This is a genomic window from Pseudomonas marginalis, from assembly GCF_024169655.1.
Lineage (GTDB): Bacteria > Pseudomonadota > Gammaproteobacteria > Pseudomonadales > Pseudomonadaceae > Aquipseudomonas > Aquipseudomonas paraveronii.
On sequence record NZ_JALJWV010000001.1, the window covers coordinates 4686143 to 4701186 of the forward strand.

The 15044-nt window shown below is 59.9% G+C and carries 16 protein-coding genes and 1 tRNA gene; 13 read left to right on the top strand and 4 right to left on the bottom strand.

Annotated elements, in window-relative coordinates; genetic code table 11:
* From J2Y83_RS21455 to J2Y83_RS21495, 9 genes are all read left to right on the top strand, one after another.
* Window positions 1–828 (top strand): hypothetical protein, encoded by an 828-nt coding sequence (locus tag J2Y83_RS21455; protein ID WP_253398079.1) that lies wholly within the window; start codon window positions 1–3, stop codon window positions 826–828.
* Between the two features lie 49 nt (window positions 829–877).
* Entirely contained in the window at window positions 878–1189 is a 312-nt protein-coding gene (locus J2Y83_RS21460) for a hypothetical protein (protein ID WP_253398081.1), read from the top strand.
* Window positions 1190–1247: 58 nt separating this feature from the next.
* Window positions 1248–1514 carry a hypothetical protein gene (locus J2Y83_RS21465; protein ID WP_253398083.1) on the top strand — a complete coding sequence of 89 codons (267 nt, stop codon included), beginning with the start codon at window positions 1248–1250 and terminating at the stop codon, window positions 1512–1514.
* On the top strand, window positions 1511–3505 hold the full coding sequence (locus J2Y83_RS21470) for a DNA cytosine methyltransferase (protein WP_253398085.1): 1995 nt from the start codon (window positions 1511–1513) through the stop codon (window positions 3503–3505). Before J2Y83_RS21465 ends, J2Y83_RS21470 begins: the two co-directional genes overlap by 4 nt.
* On the top strand, window positions 3498–4124 hold the full coding sequence (locus tag J2Y83_RS21475; protein ID WP_253398087.1) for a hypothetical protein: 627 nt from the start codon (window positions 3498–3500) through the stop codon (window positions 4122–4124). The genes J2Y83_RS21470 and J2Y83_RS21475 overlap by 8 nt, the downstream gene beginning before the upstream one ends.
* Entirely contained in the window at window positions 4121–4372 is a 252-nt protein-coding gene (locus J2Y83_RS21480) for a hypothetical protein (RefSeq protein WP_253398089.1), read from the top strand. The genes J2Y83_RS21475 and J2Y83_RS21480 overlap by 4 nt, the downstream gene beginning before the upstream one ends.
* A 15-nt stretch (window positions 4373–4387) precedes the next feature.
* Complete coding sequence (locus J2Y83_RS21485) at window positions 4388–5518, top strand: DNA-methyltransferase (RefSeq protein ID WP_253400428.1); 1131 nt, start codon at window positions 4388–4390, stop codon at window positions 5516–5518.
* Window positions 5515–5724, top strand: a complete 210-nt coding sequence (locus J2Y83_RS21490) for a hypothetical protein (RefSeq protein WP_253398091.1) — start codon at window positions 5515–5517, stop codon at window positions 5722–5724. Before J2Y83_RS21485 ends, J2Y83_RS21490 begins: the two co-directional genes overlap by 4 nt.
* 94 nt (window positions 5725–5818) lie before the next feature.
* The gene (locus J2Y83_RS21495) at window positions 5819–7012 is read left to right on the top strand and encodes an Arm DNA-binding domain-containing protein (RefSeq protein ID WP_253398093.1); all 1194 of its coding nucleotides are present in this window, start codon (window positions 5819–5821) and stop codon (window positions 7010–7012) included.
* 132 nt (window positions 7013–7144) lie between these two features.
* On the opposite strand, the gene J2Y83_RS21500 is transcribed toward J2Y83_RS21495, so the two are convergent.
* Window positions 7145–7234, bottom strand: a tRNA-Ser gene (locus J2Y83_RS21500).
* Window positions 7235–7363: 129 nt separating this feature from the next.
* Here J2Y83_RS21500 and J2Y83_RS21505 point away from each other — a divergent pair.
* The 4 genes from J2Y83_RS21505 (at window position 7364) to J2Y83_RS21520 (ending at window position 10219) form a co-directional block, all read left to right on the top strand.
* On the top strand, window positions 7364–7507 hold the full coding sequence (locus J2Y83_RS21505; protein WP_247405376.1) for a hypothetical protein: 144 nt from the start codon (window positions 7364–7366) through the stop codon (window positions 7505–7507).
* 46 nt (window positions 7508–7553) lie between these two features.
* Window positions 7554–8246 (top strand): crotonase/enoyl-CoA hydratase family protein, encoded by a 693-nt coding sequence (locus J2Y83_RS21510; RefSeq protein ID WP_247405379.1) that lies wholly within the window; start codon window positions 7554–7556, stop codon window positions 8244–8246.
* 212 nt (window positions 8247–8458) lie between these two features.
* Window positions 8459–9205 (top strand): lysophospholipid acyltransferase family protein, encoded by a 747-nt coding sequence (locus J2Y83_RS21515; RefSeq protein WP_247405382.1) that lies wholly within the window; start codon window positions 8459–8461, stop codon window positions 9203–9205.
* Between the two features lie 42 nt (window positions 9206–9247).
* Window positions 9248–10219 carry a magnesium and cobalt transport protein CorA gene (locus J2Y83_RS21520; protein WP_253398095.1) on the top strand — a complete coding sequence of 324 codons (972 nt, stop codon included), beginning with the start codon at window positions 9248–9250 and terminating at the stop codon, window positions 10217–10219.
* On the opposite strand, the gene J2Y83_RS21525 is transcribed toward J2Y83_RS21520, so the two are convergent.
* From J2Y83_RS21525 to J2Y83_RS21535, 3 genes are all read right to left on the bottom strand, one after another.
* Window positions 10216–10941 (bottom strand): amidotransferase, encoded by a 726-nt coding sequence (locus J2Y83_RS21525; protein WP_253398097.1) that lies wholly within the window; start codon window positions 10939–10941, stop codon window positions 10216–10218. The two genes, J2Y83_RS21520 and J2Y83_RS21525, sit on opposite strands and share 4 nt — an antisense overlap.
* 118 nt (window positions 10942–11059) lie before the next feature.
* Window positions 11060–13207 carry a 3-hydroxyacyl-CoA dehydrogenase NAD-binding domain-containing protein gene (locus J2Y83_RS21530; RefSeq protein ID WP_253398099.1) on the bottom strand — a complete coding sequence of 716 codons (2148 nt, stop codon included), beginning with the start codon at window positions 13205–13207 and terminating at the stop codon, window positions 11060–11062.
* 15 nt (window positions 13208–13222) lie between these two features.
* Window positions 13223–14428 (bottom strand): acetyl-CoA C-acetyltransferase, encoded by a 1206-nt coding sequence (locus J2Y83_RS21535; RefSeq protein WP_253398101.1) that lies wholly within the window; start codon window positions 14426–14428, stop codon window positions 13223–13225.
* Between the last annotated feature and the right edge of the window lie 616 nt (window positions 14429–15044).

Below are 15044 nucleotides of genomic sequence, written 5' to 3' on the forward strand. Positions count from 1 at the left end.
ATGCAAAACGAACTCAAATCAGCGATTCAATTTGATGACTTTTACACCGTATTTGGCACGAAAGGGGTTGTCGCAATGGCCTGGTGGCTCGGCGCACTGCACGCCGACCGAATCCGCACGGAACATCACAGCTTCCCGTTCCTGCACATCGAAGGCGAAGCAGGCGCCGGCAAAACCTTCTTGACGGGCTATTTGTGGAAACTCGTTGGCGAAGAATCCCCTAGAGTTCACACACCGGAATACTCCACCCAGGCAGGACGTTCGCGCTGGCTTGCCGCCGCAGGAACAATAGGAAAGACAGTCGTGGTTCTGGAGTCGGTGCCTACCGAAAATCCTGCCTTTGACTGGGAGGAACTCCGCGACCTCTACAGCGGCGGAGTCATTCGCCGTGCCCAAACGCAAGGGACAGAAGACGCTTACTTCCATGGCGCGCTAACAATCGTCAGCAGTCAGCCCATCCAGTGCAGTGAAGCCCTCGAAAGTCGCATTGCCCATATGCACCTCGGCATTACTCACACAACAGAAAGCCTGAAAAGTGCCTCTGCCCTGAATCAACTTACCGCCCAACAAGCGGGGGCTTTCGGCCACGCAGTAGCTCAACGTGAAGACCAGCTTGTCAGTACCTTCAACAAGCTCGCGCCTGCCTATACGGCCTCGTTACTCGATGAACATGGCCATCAACTCAGTGTGCGTGCAGCCAAAAACGGTGGGCAGTTGATGGCTCTTGTGGACGCTCTCAGCTTGCTGCTCAACCTCACCAGTGAACAACGCCTCAATTCATTGAGCGCGGTTCGACATGTCGTCGAAACCGACTTCGTTCAATTCTGAATTCCCCGGTTTTGGCGCTGCAACGCCTGCCACCCAAAGGAGAAGCACCATGCACGTACAAGTCATCACCGGTGACGGCCAGAACGGGGAAACAATCCGGCTCAGGCTTCTGAAAAGCCTTAAGGACTGGATTGGCGAGACCGGGAAGATCGTTCACGCGGAAGCCTACGACCCAGCCGGGCTGGTCGCGATCCTGGAGGTTCAAGCGGTTAACAACGAAGAGATCCTGGCGCTGGAGTGCAGCCGGGACCAGATCCAGGCAGTTCTGGAATGGCAGTCAGCGACTGATGAGGTTGTTGAGTTCGAAAATCTGCTGCTGCACCTGGTGCGGAAGCAAAAACCAACCGGCGAAAGCCAGTAAGAAGGTGGTGCCGAAGGGCTGCAACCCCTCGGCACCGACCACCAAAAGGAGAAGCACCATGCAAGTGAATCAACCCAAAGGCGGCACCGCAGAGGCTACCACAACCCCGCTGGCAATCGGCGACACGGTCAGCTACGTCGCAATGACCGGCGGTGGCCGGGAATATCGGCTCAGCGCCCGTACAGGCGTAATCGTAGGGATTGATGGCAACGTTGCCACCTTGCGCGCCGCCAACGGTCGCACCGTTACGCAGCCGCTCGACAAGCTGACACCAGTTGGCCAGCCCAATGCGCTGACGCGCATGCTGATGGAGGCCCGCTCATGATCAAGCGCACCCTCACCCACTTCCACCTCTGCTGTGGCCTTGGCAGCGGCGCCGCTGGCTTCAGCGACTCCAAACCAGTCCTGGGCCCCGTGCAAGCTGAATGGCGCTGCCTGGGCGGCGTCGACGTCGACCCGGCCGGCTTACGCGACTTTCAGATGATGACCGGTGTGCCTGGCACGCTGATGGACCTGTTCACCCGCGAGCAATACACAGCGTTCCACGGCCAGCAGCCGCCCGCCGGCTGGAAGGAAGCCACCGCCGAGGATTTGCGCCGCGCTGCCGGCAACGAAGATCCGGATGCAGTGTTCATCAGCAGTCCCTGCAAGGGCGCCTCGGGCCTTTTGTCCGAGACTATGAGCCAGACGCCCAAGTACCGGGCGCTCAACGAGCTGACGTTGCGCTGTGTGTGGTTGATGCTTGAGGCCTGGAAGCACAACCCGGTGTCATTGATCGTGTTCGAAAACGTCCCGCGCTTAGCTACCCGCGGTCGGTACCTGCTGGACCAGATCACCAAGCTGTTCAGGCACTACAACTATGCAGTGGCGGAGACCACCCACGACTGCGGCGAAATCGGTAACCTGGCCCAAAGTCGGAAGCGCTTCCTGATGGTGGCCAGGCATATCGAGAAGGTGCCGGCGTTCCTGTACGAACCGGAAAAACGCAGCCTGCGCGCAGTCGGTGACGTGCTGAGCCGTATGCCGCTGGCCGGCGATATCGATCAGGCGGGACCGATGCACCGGGTGCCGGCGTTGCAGTGGAAAACGTGGGTACGCCTGGCCCTGGTGGAGGCCGGGAAAGATTGGCGCAGCCTGAGTCGGTTTGCGATCGAGGACGGTCACCTACGTGACTTTGTGATCGTGCCGGAATACCGCGCCGGTTATCTCGGTGTTCATGACTGGCAGGACACCGCCGGCACCGTCGCCGGCCGGTCGAGCCCGACCAACGGCAAATTCTCGGTGGCCGACCCTCGGCCTACGAGCAAATTCGAATACACCCAATACGGTGTGCTGCCCTATGACCGCCACTGCGGCGTCGTCACCGGCCAACGCAGCCCAGGGCAAGGGACGTTCAGCGTTGCAGACCCGCGTACAAGCGGCGAGCGCCACAACAACGTATTCCGCGTGGTGCGCAACAACCAAGCCGCTGGCACTATCACCGCAGGGCACGGCCCAAGCTCCGGTGGGCAGGTAGTGGCCGACCCTCGACAACCGTCCAAGGGCTTCGGCAAGTACCTGGTCACCGACTACAGCAAACCCGCTGGCACCGTGATCGCCGGCAGCACAACCGGGCAAGGCGCTTTCGCCGTGGCAGATCCCGCCTACAAAAACTGGCACCCGAACGCCAGCACTCAAAAGCTGCGGATCACCCCCTGGTGCGAAAGCGCCAAGACCGTGACCGGCTCGCAACAGGTCGCCAGCGGTGCTTTATCGATTGCAGACCCGCGTCCGGGCATGTCACGCAGCAAGGGCGATGCTTACCTGACTGGCGGGCATTACGGTGTGGTCGACTACAACGCCCCGGCCGGCGCCGTTTCTGCCAGTGCCTGCCACGACAATGGCCGGTGGTCGGTAGCCGATCAGCGCATGCCGGCGCCCAACGACCGGCTGACCTGCATGATCACCAGCCTCGACGGCACCTGGCACCGCCCGTTCACCACCCTAGAGCTGGCCGCGCTGCAATCGCTGTTTGATCCAGAGGACTACTGGTCAGCAGATCCGCAGACCGCCCGCGAGATCGAACGAATGCAGCGCGTTCGCAAGATCGAACAGGCCGGAGTCTTCATGCTGGACGGCATCAACGACGGCAACCACCGGGAGCGGATCGGCAACGCGGTACCGCGAGCGGCTGCAAGGGCAATGGCTGATGTGTTCGGCATGACGCTGCTGCTTTCCGAGGCTGGGGAGACCTTCATGCTCAGCAACGTGTCGATTTGGGTGAAGCCGGTAGCGATTGCGCTGAGCGTAGCGCAGCAGGAGGTTAATCATGTCTGACCTCTTCTTCTTGCAGGACAGCCGCAGCAACGTCGGCAGCCGGGCCATGTTCTGGCGTGAGGGGGGCGGCTACACCTCGAACCTGAACGAGGCTGAGCAGTTCAAACGCGAGTCCGCAGTCAAGCAGTACGAATGCCGCGAAACCGACCTGCCCTGGCCAGTGGAGTACGTCCGCACCCTGGCAGAGGTCGGCGTTGACTGCCAGTACCTCACCAAGTCAGAGGCCGAGGCCTACCGCAACGAAGACGGCCGCGTATATGTGGCCTACACACGCGAGTGGGACGGCAATGATCTGGTGTGGCGCGGCGGCAAAGGCCCAACCGGCAACCTCAATGACGCCATCCACCCGGCGGCGGCAGATGCCGCTTGGTACCTGGACCAAGGCTTCGAGCTTTGGCCATGCGGATACATCGTCGAGCTTTCACGTCCGGTGGTCCGGGCCGCGCTGCTCGACCACAAGCAGGCACTGCGCTCAGTCGCCCTCAAGCTGCCCAAGATCAAACGCCCGCGCAACCGCATCTTCAGCGACCGGCTCAACTGCGAAGGCTGCGGGCGTTTTCTCAGCGAGCGTCAGCGCTTCGACGACTGCCCGAACTGCGGCGCGGGGAATGCACCATGACCGTATTCCTTTTGCTTTACCTGTGCGCGGATGCAACCCGGACGGATTGCCAGGTGGTGATGGCGGATAGTTGGAAAGGCACTCACTCCTATGAGCAATGCTCCGCCGCCGTACCAGGCCTGACCGAGGCCCTGACTGCGCCCAACCGGAAGCGGCATCGATTCGTTTGCGAGATCCAGGACGACGTAGCGAAACCTGCAGAACATAAGGCAGAGCCCGAGTTCATTCACCAATCGTTTCGGATGTAAAAAGGGGTGAGCATGTTGGATCAACCACATCAAATTCTCGTGGGTGACTGCATCGAAATGATGCGGGCGCTCCCGAGCGGTTCCGTCAGCACCTGCGTAACCAGTCCACCCTACTTCGGACTGCGTGACTATGGGGTGGATGGTCAGATCGGGATGGAGAAAACGCCGGCGGAGTTCATTGCACGCTTGGTTGAGGTGTTCCGGGAAGTGCGTCGTGTACTCCGCGACGACGGCACGGCCTGGGTGAACATGGGTGACAGCTATGCATCAATCGCCGGAGGCTATGCCCCGGACGGTTCAGCAGGCAAGCACGATATCGTTTCCAAATCCACCAGAGGTGCAGTACGGCGAGGGCATCGGCGTCAGCCGCACAAAGGTTTCAAACAAAAAGACTTGATGGGTATGCCATGGCGCTTGGCCTTCGCTCTGCAGGACGACGGCTGGTATCTGCGTCAGGACATTATCTGGCACAAGCCTAACCCAATGCCGGAATCCACCCGTGACCGTTGCACAAAATCGCACGAATACCTGTTCCTGCTGAGCAAGTCACCTCGATATTACTACGACCAGGATGCGATCAAGGAGCCTGTGGCGCTCAGTTCGATCACGCGATTGGCGCAGGATCTCGAGCAACAGCACGGGAGTGATCGCGTGCCCGGAAAAGCAAATGGGCCAATGAAAGCTGTGCGTAGCAAGCGGGACAGCTTCAAACGCGATGATTCAAAGCGAGAACAAACTATCCCTGGGCAGTCGCTAGGAACGCACCGGCCAGGCCGAGAGGAAAGTGACTGGCCTTTGGATACTCGAAACAAGCGTAGCGTGTGGACCGTTCCAACGAAAGGATTCAAGGGGGCCCACTTCGCGACCTTCCCGCCCGACTTGATCCGTCCATGCATTCTTGCCGGAGCGCCACGCGGTGGCGTAGTCCTAGATCCATTCGGTGGAGCTGGCACAACTGCGGTGGTCGCTATGGAGGAGGGGCGCAGATCGATCTTGTGCGAACTGAACCCTGAATATGCCGAGATGGCTGAACTCCGCATAGCGTCGGCGAAGCTTGATGGGGCAGCCCAAATGGACGTATTCCTTGACGCCCAGGCGGTTAAGTCATGCCCTCCGCTTTCCTGCATTCCGGAGGTTCAACTATGAACAACGGTAAATCCTTCCCCTGGAACCTGGACCTCACGGGAGTCTGTGACCAATGCAACAGATCCCGTGCCCACGGCAACCACCAGAAATGCAGCAAGGCACGCCAGGCAGCCAACGCCAAGCGTCGGGCCGAGGAGGCCCAAGCAGGGGCCACACCGGCACCTAGAAAAAGTGCCGGCCTGTTCTGGTTACTTCGCCAGCAGTGATCGGCAACACTAAAACCGCAATACATCAGGCCCGGCGACGGGCCTTTTTTCATTCTGTTGGAAGAATCTTTCGATACATCGCGTGGGGACGCATATGGCAGATGGCGTAGAGGCCCGTGGCAATTCGGTACGGGTCTATTTTCGTTTCAATGGCGAGCTGTGCCGGGAGCTGGTGCCCGGCGGCAACACACCGGCCAACCGGGAGCATGCCAAGCGCCTGGTGACGGTGATCGAATACGAGATACAGGCCGGCACCTTCGATTACCGCCGGCATTTTCCCGAGTCGACCAAACTGGCAGAGAACAGCTTCGGCCATTACCTGGACCTTTGGCTGACCATCAAAAGCAACAGCGTGGCCGCGACATCTTTCCGAGGGTACAAAAACAAGGCTGAAGTCCATGTGCGGCCGCGCTGGGGTGACGTTCAGATCGATCAGATTGACCACTTGGACCTGCAGGAATGGATTCAAGGGCCGCTGTCGAAACGGCTTAAGAACAAGACCATCCGCGACATCATCAGCAATGTGCGCCAGGTATTCAGGCTCTACCGCACCCGGAAGAAGGTCGCGCACGACCCAACCGAGGGGTTATTCGTGCGCCTGCCCGATCCAGAGGCGCCGGACCCGTTCACCAGGGCGGAAATCAAGCAGATCCTCGACACACACACCAGCCGCACCCAGGAGCTGCTGATGGTGCAGTTCATGATTTGGGCGGGGCCACGGGTGTCGGAGACCATCGCGCTGGCCTGGGAGGACGTCGATCTGAAGCAGGGGACGGTGACTTTTCGCCGATCCAAGGTGCGCGGGGCCTACCGAGTGACCAAAACCCGACGCTCGACGCGTAAGGTGCGCCTGCTGGAGCCCGCGTGGGATGCCCTGCGCAAGCTGGACGCGATCAACCAGCTCAAAACCGTAGACACGGTCGATGTCGTCGAGCGGGACAACAAGACCGTCCGCAAACACAAGCTGCACTTCGTATTCCTGAACACCAAGAGCGGCCTGCCACACGTCAGCGACTTTGTCGTGAGGGACAGGTTCTTCAAAGCGCACTTGAAAGCGGCCGGCGTTCGCTACCGTGGGCCAGGCCAATGCCGCCACACCTACGCCAGCCAGTTGCTGACCACAGGCGTGGCGTCGGTCGACTGGATCGCGGAGCAGATGGGCCATACCAGCGCGAACATGATCCGACAGCACTACGGCATGTGGATCAACGAGGACGGCCCGGACGTCATCGGCATGCTGCAGCACGCCCTAGGCATTCATCCACCAAGTGGTGACGAAGCTCCGTAAACCGGGGTTCGAACGCGGGCAGTCCAGCAGCCCGTGTTCCCATGGATGTTCCCATATGGGCCTTTTTTACCCCCTGAAAACACAAAACCCCTGAAAACTTTAACGTTTTCAGGGGTTTAGTCGTTTCAAATTTGGCGGTGAAGGAGAGATTCGAACTCTCGATACAATTTCTTGTATACACACTTTCCAGGCGTGCTCCTTAAGCCACTCGGACACTTCACCGTATCTCGTCAAACCAGTTCAGTCTGTCGAGGCGCGCTAATGTAGTCGAAAGCCTTTCTGATGGCAAAGGTTTTTTTCAGAATTTTCATGCGGTTAGACCGGTATTCCGTGACGGGCCATGTGAGGGCGATGATTCTGCCATTCTCAGGCATCGACGACACGCGTCTGGAACGGTTGCTGCGCCCTGCCCAGGCGGTTTACCGCCGGGTATCGAGGGAAAGCCTGACCGGCCAGTCAGTCACGGCGCTTTACCAGGGCGGGCGTGGTGGGTAACGTCTGCGCATGCACCTCTATAACAAGTCCTACAAGGAACCGCGTCATGAGTGAGTTGATCTCCTACCACCTGGAAGACGGTATCGCGACCCTGACCTTGAGCAACGGCAAGGTAAATGCCATTTCTCCGGCGGTGGTCAGTGCGTTTAATGAAGCGCTGGATCAGGCCGAGAAGGATCGGGCGGTGGTGATCATCACCGGGACGCCGGGGATTCTGTCGGGTGGCTATGATTTGAAAGTGATGACCGCCGGGCCTAAAGAGGCCATCGGCCTGGTGACGTCGGGCTCGACGCTGGCGCGGCGCCTGTTGGCGCATCCGTTCCCGGTGATCGTCGCGTGCCCAGGGCATGCGGTGGCCAAGGGCGCTTTCCTGCTGTTGTCGGCGGATTATCGGATCGGGGTCGAGGGCCCGTTCAGCATTGGCCTGAATGAAGTGGCAATCGGCATGACCATGCACCACGCCGGTATCGAATTGGCGCGGGATCGTCTGCGCAAGTCGGCGTTTCACCGCTCGGTGATCAATGCCGAGATGTTCGACCCGCAAGGCGCCTTGCAAGCCGGCTTCCTCGATAAGGTGGTGGCGCCGGACGCATTGCACACGGCAGCGCTGGAGGCGGCTCGGCAGTTGAAGAAGCTCAATATGAATGCCCACAAGCAGACCAAACTGAAAGTGCGCAAGGCACTGTTGGAAGCCCTGGATGAGGCAATCATCCAGGACCAGGGCCATATCCTTAGCTAAGCCCCCACACCTGTTGTGTCAGAGCCCGACCTTGAGTCGGGCTTTTTCTTACAAGCAAATCCGAATCCTCCTTAGCCGCTCTAGTCAGCCCCTGCTGGCAATTGTTGAAACATGCACTTAAACATCGCCTATCTCCTACCTCTACCGGGCAATTGCCGAATACAGTGCACATCCGTACACTGCGCCACCTTTTCTCTCGATGGGCCACGTCGATGCTGTTTATGTTGCGTATGTTATTGATGGGCCTGCACTTTATCCTCGCCGGCGGCTTGGGCGTGCTGCTGGGGATCTGTCGGCCGTTCAACCCGGACAACAGCCGTCTGTGCGCGCGTCTGTATGCGTTGCCGGCGATGCGAATACTGGGGCTGCGCGTGAAGGCCGATGTCGATTCGCTGCGCAACAAGCCCGGCAGTTGCCTGATCATCGCCAACCACCAGTCCAACTATGACCTGTTTGTGCTGGGCACCGTGGTGCCGCACCGCACCGTGTGTATCGCCAAGAAAAGCCTGAAATGGGTGCCGTTGTTCGGCCAGTTGTTCTGGCTGGCTGGCAACGTGCTGATCGACCGCGGCAATGCGCACAAGGCTCGCCGCGCAATGCTCACCACCACCCGGACGTTGCAGCATAAGGACACGTCGATCTGGGTCTTCCCGGAAGGCACGCGCAACCTGGGCAAGGGCCTGCTGCCGTTCAAGAAAGGCGCGTTCCACATGGCGATTGCCGCCGGCGTGCCCATCGTGCAGGTGTGTGTAAGCAATTACGTCACGCATATGCGGCTCAATCGCTGGAACAGTGGTGATGTGCTCATACGCTCACTGCCGCCGATTCCTACCACCGGCCTGACGGTGGATGACATCCCGGCGTTGATGCAAGCCTGCTACGCGCAGATGGATGAATGCATCAAGACGATGGACCACCAATTGCAAAGTGCCGTAACAATAGAACTCGCTTCCAGCTAAGCTGCCCAACATCTGTCCCCCTGATAAGAAGTGATCGGCACCATGGGTAGAGTTGTTGCGGCCGCTGTTTATAGCGCCGGAAAGAAAGTTACCGATATAACCCTCGACGAAGGCGCGGCCTGGGCCGCCAAACCCGGGCATTTTGTCTGGATAGGCCTGGAAGAGCCCGACGCCCAAGAACTGGCCAACCTGCAACGCCAGTTCAACCTGCATGAACTGGCCATCGAAGACGCCCTGGAAAAACACAGCCGCCCCAAGCTGGAAACCTTCGGCGACGCGCTGTTTATCGTCACTTATTCACCGGTGCGCGAAAACGGCAAGCTGGTGTTTATCGAGACCCATATCTTTGCCGGCAACGGCTACATCATCACGGCGCGCAACGGGCACTCTGCGTCCTACGGCTTTGTGCGCCAGCGCTGTGAGGCGCGACCATTGTTACTGGAGCATGGGGAAGATTTCGTACTCTATGCGCTGCTGGATTTCGTCACCGGAAATTATCAGCCGGTGAGCGAGGCGATCCACGCCGAGATCGATGAGCTGGAGCGCAACGTGCTGTGCAGCTCACTCAATGAACACGATGTCCAGAACCTCCACGGCCTGCGCCGTGACGTGCTGCGCCTGCGCCGCTATGTGGCCCCGATGGTGGAGATCAGCGAGGAGCTGCAGAAGCTGAGTTTTCCGTTTATCGACAAGAACATGCGCCCGTATTTTCGTGATGTACAAATCCACGTCACACGGCAGATGGAAGACCTGGCCACCCTGCGCGACATCGCCAGCCAGACCATCGAGATCGGTGTGTTGCTGGAGGCCTCGCGCCAGAGCGTGGTGCAGCGCAAGTTCGCCGCGTGGGCGGCGATCCTGGCGTTCCCCACGGCGGTGGCAGGGATTTACGGGATGAACTTCCAGAATATGCCCGAGTTGCAGTGGCATTACGGCTATTTTGCCGTGCTGGGGTTCATCGCCGTAGGGTGCAGCGGGTTGTGGGCCAGCTTCAAGCGTTCGGGCTGGCTTTAAACCTTGGCTTCAGGCTTGTGCGCGACGAAGCGCATCATCCACTCCGCCACGGTCACACCGTGGTGGTCGCGCGCCAGGCTGGCGACGCCATTCTTGTAGACCTTCTCGCCCAAGGTTGTCTGAAGAATCTCCAACAACTCGCGGGAATAGTCGTGGATGAACTCCGGGTGCCCCTGGAAGCACAGCACCTGGTCGCCGATGTGGTACGCCGCAAACGGGCAAAATTCGCTGGAAGCGATGACCGTGGCATTGTCCGGCAAGGTGGTCACCTGGTCCTGGTGGCTGATCAACAACGTCAGCTCCGGCACCTCAGGGCTCATCCACGGCGCCTTGGCATCGACTTTATAGTCGTGGATGCCCATCCCCCAGCCCTGGCCGGCGCGCTCGGTCTTGCCGCCTAGCAGCAGCGCCAGCAATTGGTGGCCGAAACAGATGCCCAACAACTTGTCGCCGCGCTCATAGCGGTCGAGCAGGTAGGTTTTGAGCGTCTGAATCCAAGGGTCGGTGCCAAACGAGTCGGCCTTGCTGCCGGTTACCAGGTACGCGTCAAACACCTCATCATCCGAGGGGTATTCACCCTGCACCACGTTGTACACGACAAACTCGGCGGGGATCGGCTGCTTGGAGAACAGGCGCTTGAACATCTGCCCGTAACCTTGGTACTGATCAATCAAGCCTGGACGCAGGATATCGGTTTCCAGGATGCAGACGCGTAGCGACATAAAAAATACCTGACACGGCGATGGGAATATTGAACACCCACAGAGCCTGCCTTGAAATACCCCCGCAACGCAAGCCCGCGCACAGTGGATCGCTATCGTTCAGTGGGCAGCGTAGTGGTCAGACAAATACTTCACCCTGTGCGGCTTTTCGCAGCAACAACGCCGGCGGCGCGAAGCGTTCGCCATACTGCTCGGCCAGGTAGCGCGCGCGCGCAATAAAGTCATTCAAGCCGTACTGGTTGATAAATTGCAGCGCGCCACCCGTCCACGCAGCAAAGCCGATGCCGAAGATCGAGCCGACGTTGGCATCCGCCGTGGACATCAACACGCCCTCCTCCACGCAGCGCACGGTTTCGATGGCCTGGATAAACAACAAACGGTCGCGCACATCCTGAGCTGAAATGCGTTGGTCAGGGCGCTCGAATCGGCTTTTCAGTTCCGGCCACAAATACTTCTGTCCGCCTGCGGGGTACTCATAGAAGCCGCCCCCCGCCGCCTTGCCCGTGCGTTTGTACTCGTTGACCAATAGATCAATCACCTGCGTCGCCGGATGGATTGGCAGCACTTTACCTTCGGCCTGCAGATCCTTAGCCGTCTGCTGTCGGATATGGCTCATCAGGCTGAGGGACACTTCGTCGGACACCGCCAGCGGCCCCACCGGCATACCGGCCTTGCGCGCCTCGGTCTCGATCATCGGTGCAGCCACGCCTTCGCCGAGCATGGCGATGCCTTCGTTAGTGAATGTGCCGAACACCCGCGAGGTGAAGAAGCCGCGACTGTCGTTGACCACAATCGGGGTTTTGTTGATTTGCAGGACGAAGTCGAAACCACGCGCCAGGGTTTCGTCCGAGGTCTGCGTGCCCTTGATGATTTCCACCAGCGGCATCTTGTCCACCGGGCTGAAGAAGTGCAGGCCGATAAACCTGGCTTGATCCGCCACCGCCGTGGCCAGGCCGCTGATGGGCAAGGTGGAGGTGTTGGAAGCGATCACCGCCTCGGAGCCGACCACGTTTTGCGCGGCGGCAGAGACCCTGGCCTTGAGCTCACGGTCTTCGAACACGGCTTCGATGATCAGGTCGCAGCCGGCCAGGTCGGCGTCAGACTGCGTAGGATAAATACGCGCCAAGGTGGCTTCGCGCTGCTCGGCGGTCAATTGCCCACGGCTGACCTTCTTGTCCAGCAGCGTGGCCGAGTGCGCCTTGCCTTTCTCGGCGGACGCGAGGTCGATGTCCTTGAGCACCACCTCAACACCTGCGCAGGCGCTGACGTAGGCAATCCCCGCGCCCATCATCCCGGCACCAAGCACGCCGACTTTACGCGTGACGTAAGGCGCAAAGCCCTGGGGGCGCGAACGCCCGGCGTTGATGTCATTGAGCTGGAACCAGAAGGTGCCGATCATGTTTTTCGCCACCTGCCCGGTGACCAATTCGGTGAAGTAGCGGGTTTCGATCAGGTGTGCGGTGTCGAAATCCACCTGGGCGCCTTCCACCGCGGCGCAGAGAATTTTCTCCGGCGCCGGGAAGCAGCCATTGGTTTTGCTGCGCAGGATCGATGGCGCGATGGCGAGCATCTGCGCGACTTTCGGGCTAGACGGCGTGCCTCCGGGGATCTGGTAGGCCTTGTTGTCCCAAGGTTGCGCAGCCTCAGGGTGGGCGAGAATCCAGGCGCGGGCCTTGGCCAGCAGTTCGTCGCGATCCGCCGCCAGCGCGTCGATCAAGCCTGCTTGCAGGGCCTGCTGCGGTCGGATTTTTTTACCCTCCAGCAAATAGGGCAGGGCTTTTTCCAAACCCAGCAGGCGCACCATCCGCACCACGCCACCGCCGCCCGGCAACAGGCCCAGGGTGACTTCCGGCAGACCGAGCTGTACCGACTGGTCGTCCAGCGCGACCCGGTAATGACACGCCAGGCAAATCTCCCAGCCGCCGCCGAGGGCTGCGCCATTGATTGCGGCAACCACCGGCTTGCCAAGGGTTTCCAGGCTGCGCAGTTGCGCCTTCAATACCCGCACACTGTCGGAGAATTCCTTGGCGTGAGCCTTGTCGACCTTGATCAATTCATTGAGGTCGCCGCCGGCAAAGAACGTCTTCTTCGCCGAGGTGATGACCACGCCGGCGATCTCGTCCTTTTCCGCTTGCAGACGCGTCACGGTGGCCGCCATGGCCTCGCGGTACACGGCGTTCATGGTGTTGGCGCTCTGGCCAGGCATGTCGAGGGTCAGTACCACGATCTGGTCCTGGCCCTTTTCGTAACGAATGGCTTCGGTCATGACAATTCCTTGGGCTCAGAGGCGTTCGATAATGGTAGCGATGCCCATGCCACCGCCGACACACAGGGTGGCCAGGCCGTAGCGTTGTTGGCGCACTTCCAGTTCGTCGAGCAAGGTGCCGAGGATCGCGCAACCCGTGGCGCCCAGCGGGTGGCCCATGGCGATCGAGCCGCCGTTGACGTTGACCCGGGCGGCGTCGATGCGCATATCCTTGATGAACTTGAGTACCACCGAGGCGAAGGCCTCGTTGACCTCGAACAGGTCGATGTCTTCGACGCGCAGCCCAGCCTTGGCCAACGCCTTGCGTGTGGCCGGTGCGGGGCCGGTGAGCATGATCGTAGGGTCGGTGCTGGTGACCGCCGTGGCGACAATCCGCGCCCGCGGCTGCAGGCCCAACTCGCGGCCCTTGGCTTCCGAGCCGATCAACATCAACGCGGCACCGTCGACAATACCGGAGCTGTTGCCGGGGGTGTGGACATGGTCGATCCGCTCGACATGGCTGTAGACCCGCAGTGCGGTGGCGTCAAAGCCCATCTGCCCGATCATCTCGAAGCTGGGCTTGAGCTTGCCCAGGCCTTCGAGCGTGGAGTCGGCACGGATAAATTCATCGTGGTCCAACAGCACAATGCCGTTCTGGTCCTGCACCGCGATCAGCGACTTATTGAAGGAACCGTCTGAGCGCGCCCTGGCTGCTTTCTGCTGGGAATGCAGGGCGAAGGCGTCGACGTGCTGGCGACTGAAGCCTTCCAAGGTCGCGATCAAATCCGCGCCAATGCCTTGGGGCGTGAAGTGACTGTGCAGATTGGTTTGTGGGTCGAGCACCCAGGCGCCGCCATCGCTGCCCATGGGTACGCGGGACATCGACTCGACGCCACCGACCACCACCAGGTCCTCGAAGCCGGAACGCACTTTCATCGCCCCCAAGTTCACCGCCTCAAGGCCCGAGGCGCAGAAGCGGTTGACCTGGAGACCGGCGACGCTGACGTCCCAGTCCGCCACCAGCGCGGCGGTCTTGGCGATGTCGGCGCCCTGGTCCCCCACGGGGGTGACGCAGCCGAGGACGATGTCATCCACCTGGCGGGTGTCGAGGTCGCTGCGCCGGGCCAGCGCAGTCAGCAAACCCGCCACCAGGTTTACCGGCTTGACGCTGTACAAGGCACCGTCGGCCTTGCCTTTGCCCCGGGGCGTGCGTATCGCATCAAAGATCAAAGCTTGGGTCATGACGTCCTCGAACCGCTGTGCAGGTGTGCCCTTACCTTAGGCCCGATTGACACGGTTTCAATGACGGATGCGCTCATTGCTTTTGACCCCCTCGCTCGGACGAACGGTAGCGGGTGAGTGCAATCCTTTGATTAATCGTTTTAGCGGTCTAGCCAAGGCATTGGCGCCAAGATGGCGATAGGCCTCATACCTATTTAACTAAAATATACGACTGGGTGATACGAAATGGATCTAAGCCAGGCAGAACGAGGGCTCTAAGGTTCACTCAGTAGGAAGTTGCTGCCGGGTTTTGCTGGAGCAACCGTAAGAAAAGTGACACGTCACGTTGCGATACTGAAATAAACCGGCACGCATTTGACGCTCAGGAATAACAACAAAAGGCAGTCAGCCATGTTCAAACATTCGAAAGTACGTCAGGCGGGACTTATTCTGTTCGCCACCACACTGATTCTGATCCTGCCCAACCTGACCAAGGTGCTTGGCTGACGAATCACACACCTCATTCTGTGCATCAGGCTTTCCGTTTTTGGCAGCGCCTGCCGGGACATTGCGAATAGCGGTCCTGTTGCAGGGGCTGCCGTTTTGCCTGGGAAATTTCCGGTATCTTAGGCGCCAT

Bases quoted from the DNA above. Each gene is read 5' to 3' on its own strand.
- J2Y83_RS21455 (WP_253398079.1), top strand. From the start codon at position 1: ATGCAAAACGAACTCAAATCAGCGATTCAATTTGATGACTTTTACACC.
- J2Y83_RS21460 (WP_253398081.1), top strand. From the start codon at position 878: ATGCACGTACAAGTCATCACCGGTGACGGCCAGAACGGGGAAACAATC.
- J2Y83_RS21465 (WP_253398083.1), top strand. From the start codon at position 1,248: ATGCAAGTGAATCAACCCAAAGGCGGCACCGCAGAGGCTACCACAACC.
- J2Y83_RS21470 (WP_253398085.1), top strand. From the start codon at position 1,511: ATGATCAAGCGCACCCTCACCCACTTCCACCTCTGCTGTGGCCTTGGC.
- J2Y83_RS21475 (WP_253398087.1), top strand. From the start codon at position 3,498: ATGTCTGACCTCTTCTTCTTGCAGGACAGCCGCAGCAACGTCGGCAGC.
- J2Y83_RS21480 (WP_253398089.1), top strand. From the start codon at position 4,121: ATGACCGTATTCCTTTTGCTTTACCTGTGCGCGGATGCAACCCGGACG.
- J2Y83_RS21490 (WP_253398091.1), top strand. From the start codon at position 5,515: ATGAACAACGGTAAATCCTTCCCCTGGAACCTGGACCTCACGGGAGTC.
- J2Y83_RS21495 (WP_253398093.1), top strand. From the start codon at position 5,819: ATGGCAGATGGCGTAGAGGCCCGTGGCAATTCGGTACGGGTCTATTTT.
- J2Y83_RS21505 (WP_247405376.1), top strand. From the start codon at position 7,364: ATGATTCTGCCATTCTCAGGCATCGACGACACGCGTCTGGAACGGTTG.
- J2Y83_RS21510 (WP_247405379.1), top strand. From the start codon at position 7,554: ATGAGTGAGTTGATCTCCTACCACCTGGAAGACGGTATCGCGACCCTG.
- J2Y83_RS21515 (WP_247405382.1), top strand. From the start codon at position 8,459: ATGCTGTTTATGTTGCGTATGTTATTGATGGGCCTGCACTTTATCCTC.
- J2Y83_RS21520 (WP_253398095.1), top strand. From the start codon at position 9,248: ATGGGTAGAGTTGTTGCGGCCGCTGTTTATAGCGCCGGAAAGAAAGTT.
- J2Y83_RS21525 (WP_253398097.1), bottom strand. From the start codon at position 10,941: ATGTCGCTACGCGTCTGCATCCTGGAAACCGATATCCTGCGTCCAGGC.
- J2Y83_RS21530 (WP_253398099.1), bottom strand. From the start codon at position 13,207: ATGACCGAAGCCATTCGTTACGAAAAGGGCCAGGACCAGATCGTGGTA.
- J2Y83_RS21535 (WP_253398101.1), bottom strand. From the start codon at position 14,428: ATGACCCAAGCTTTGATCTTTGATGCGATACGCACGCCCCGGGGCAAA.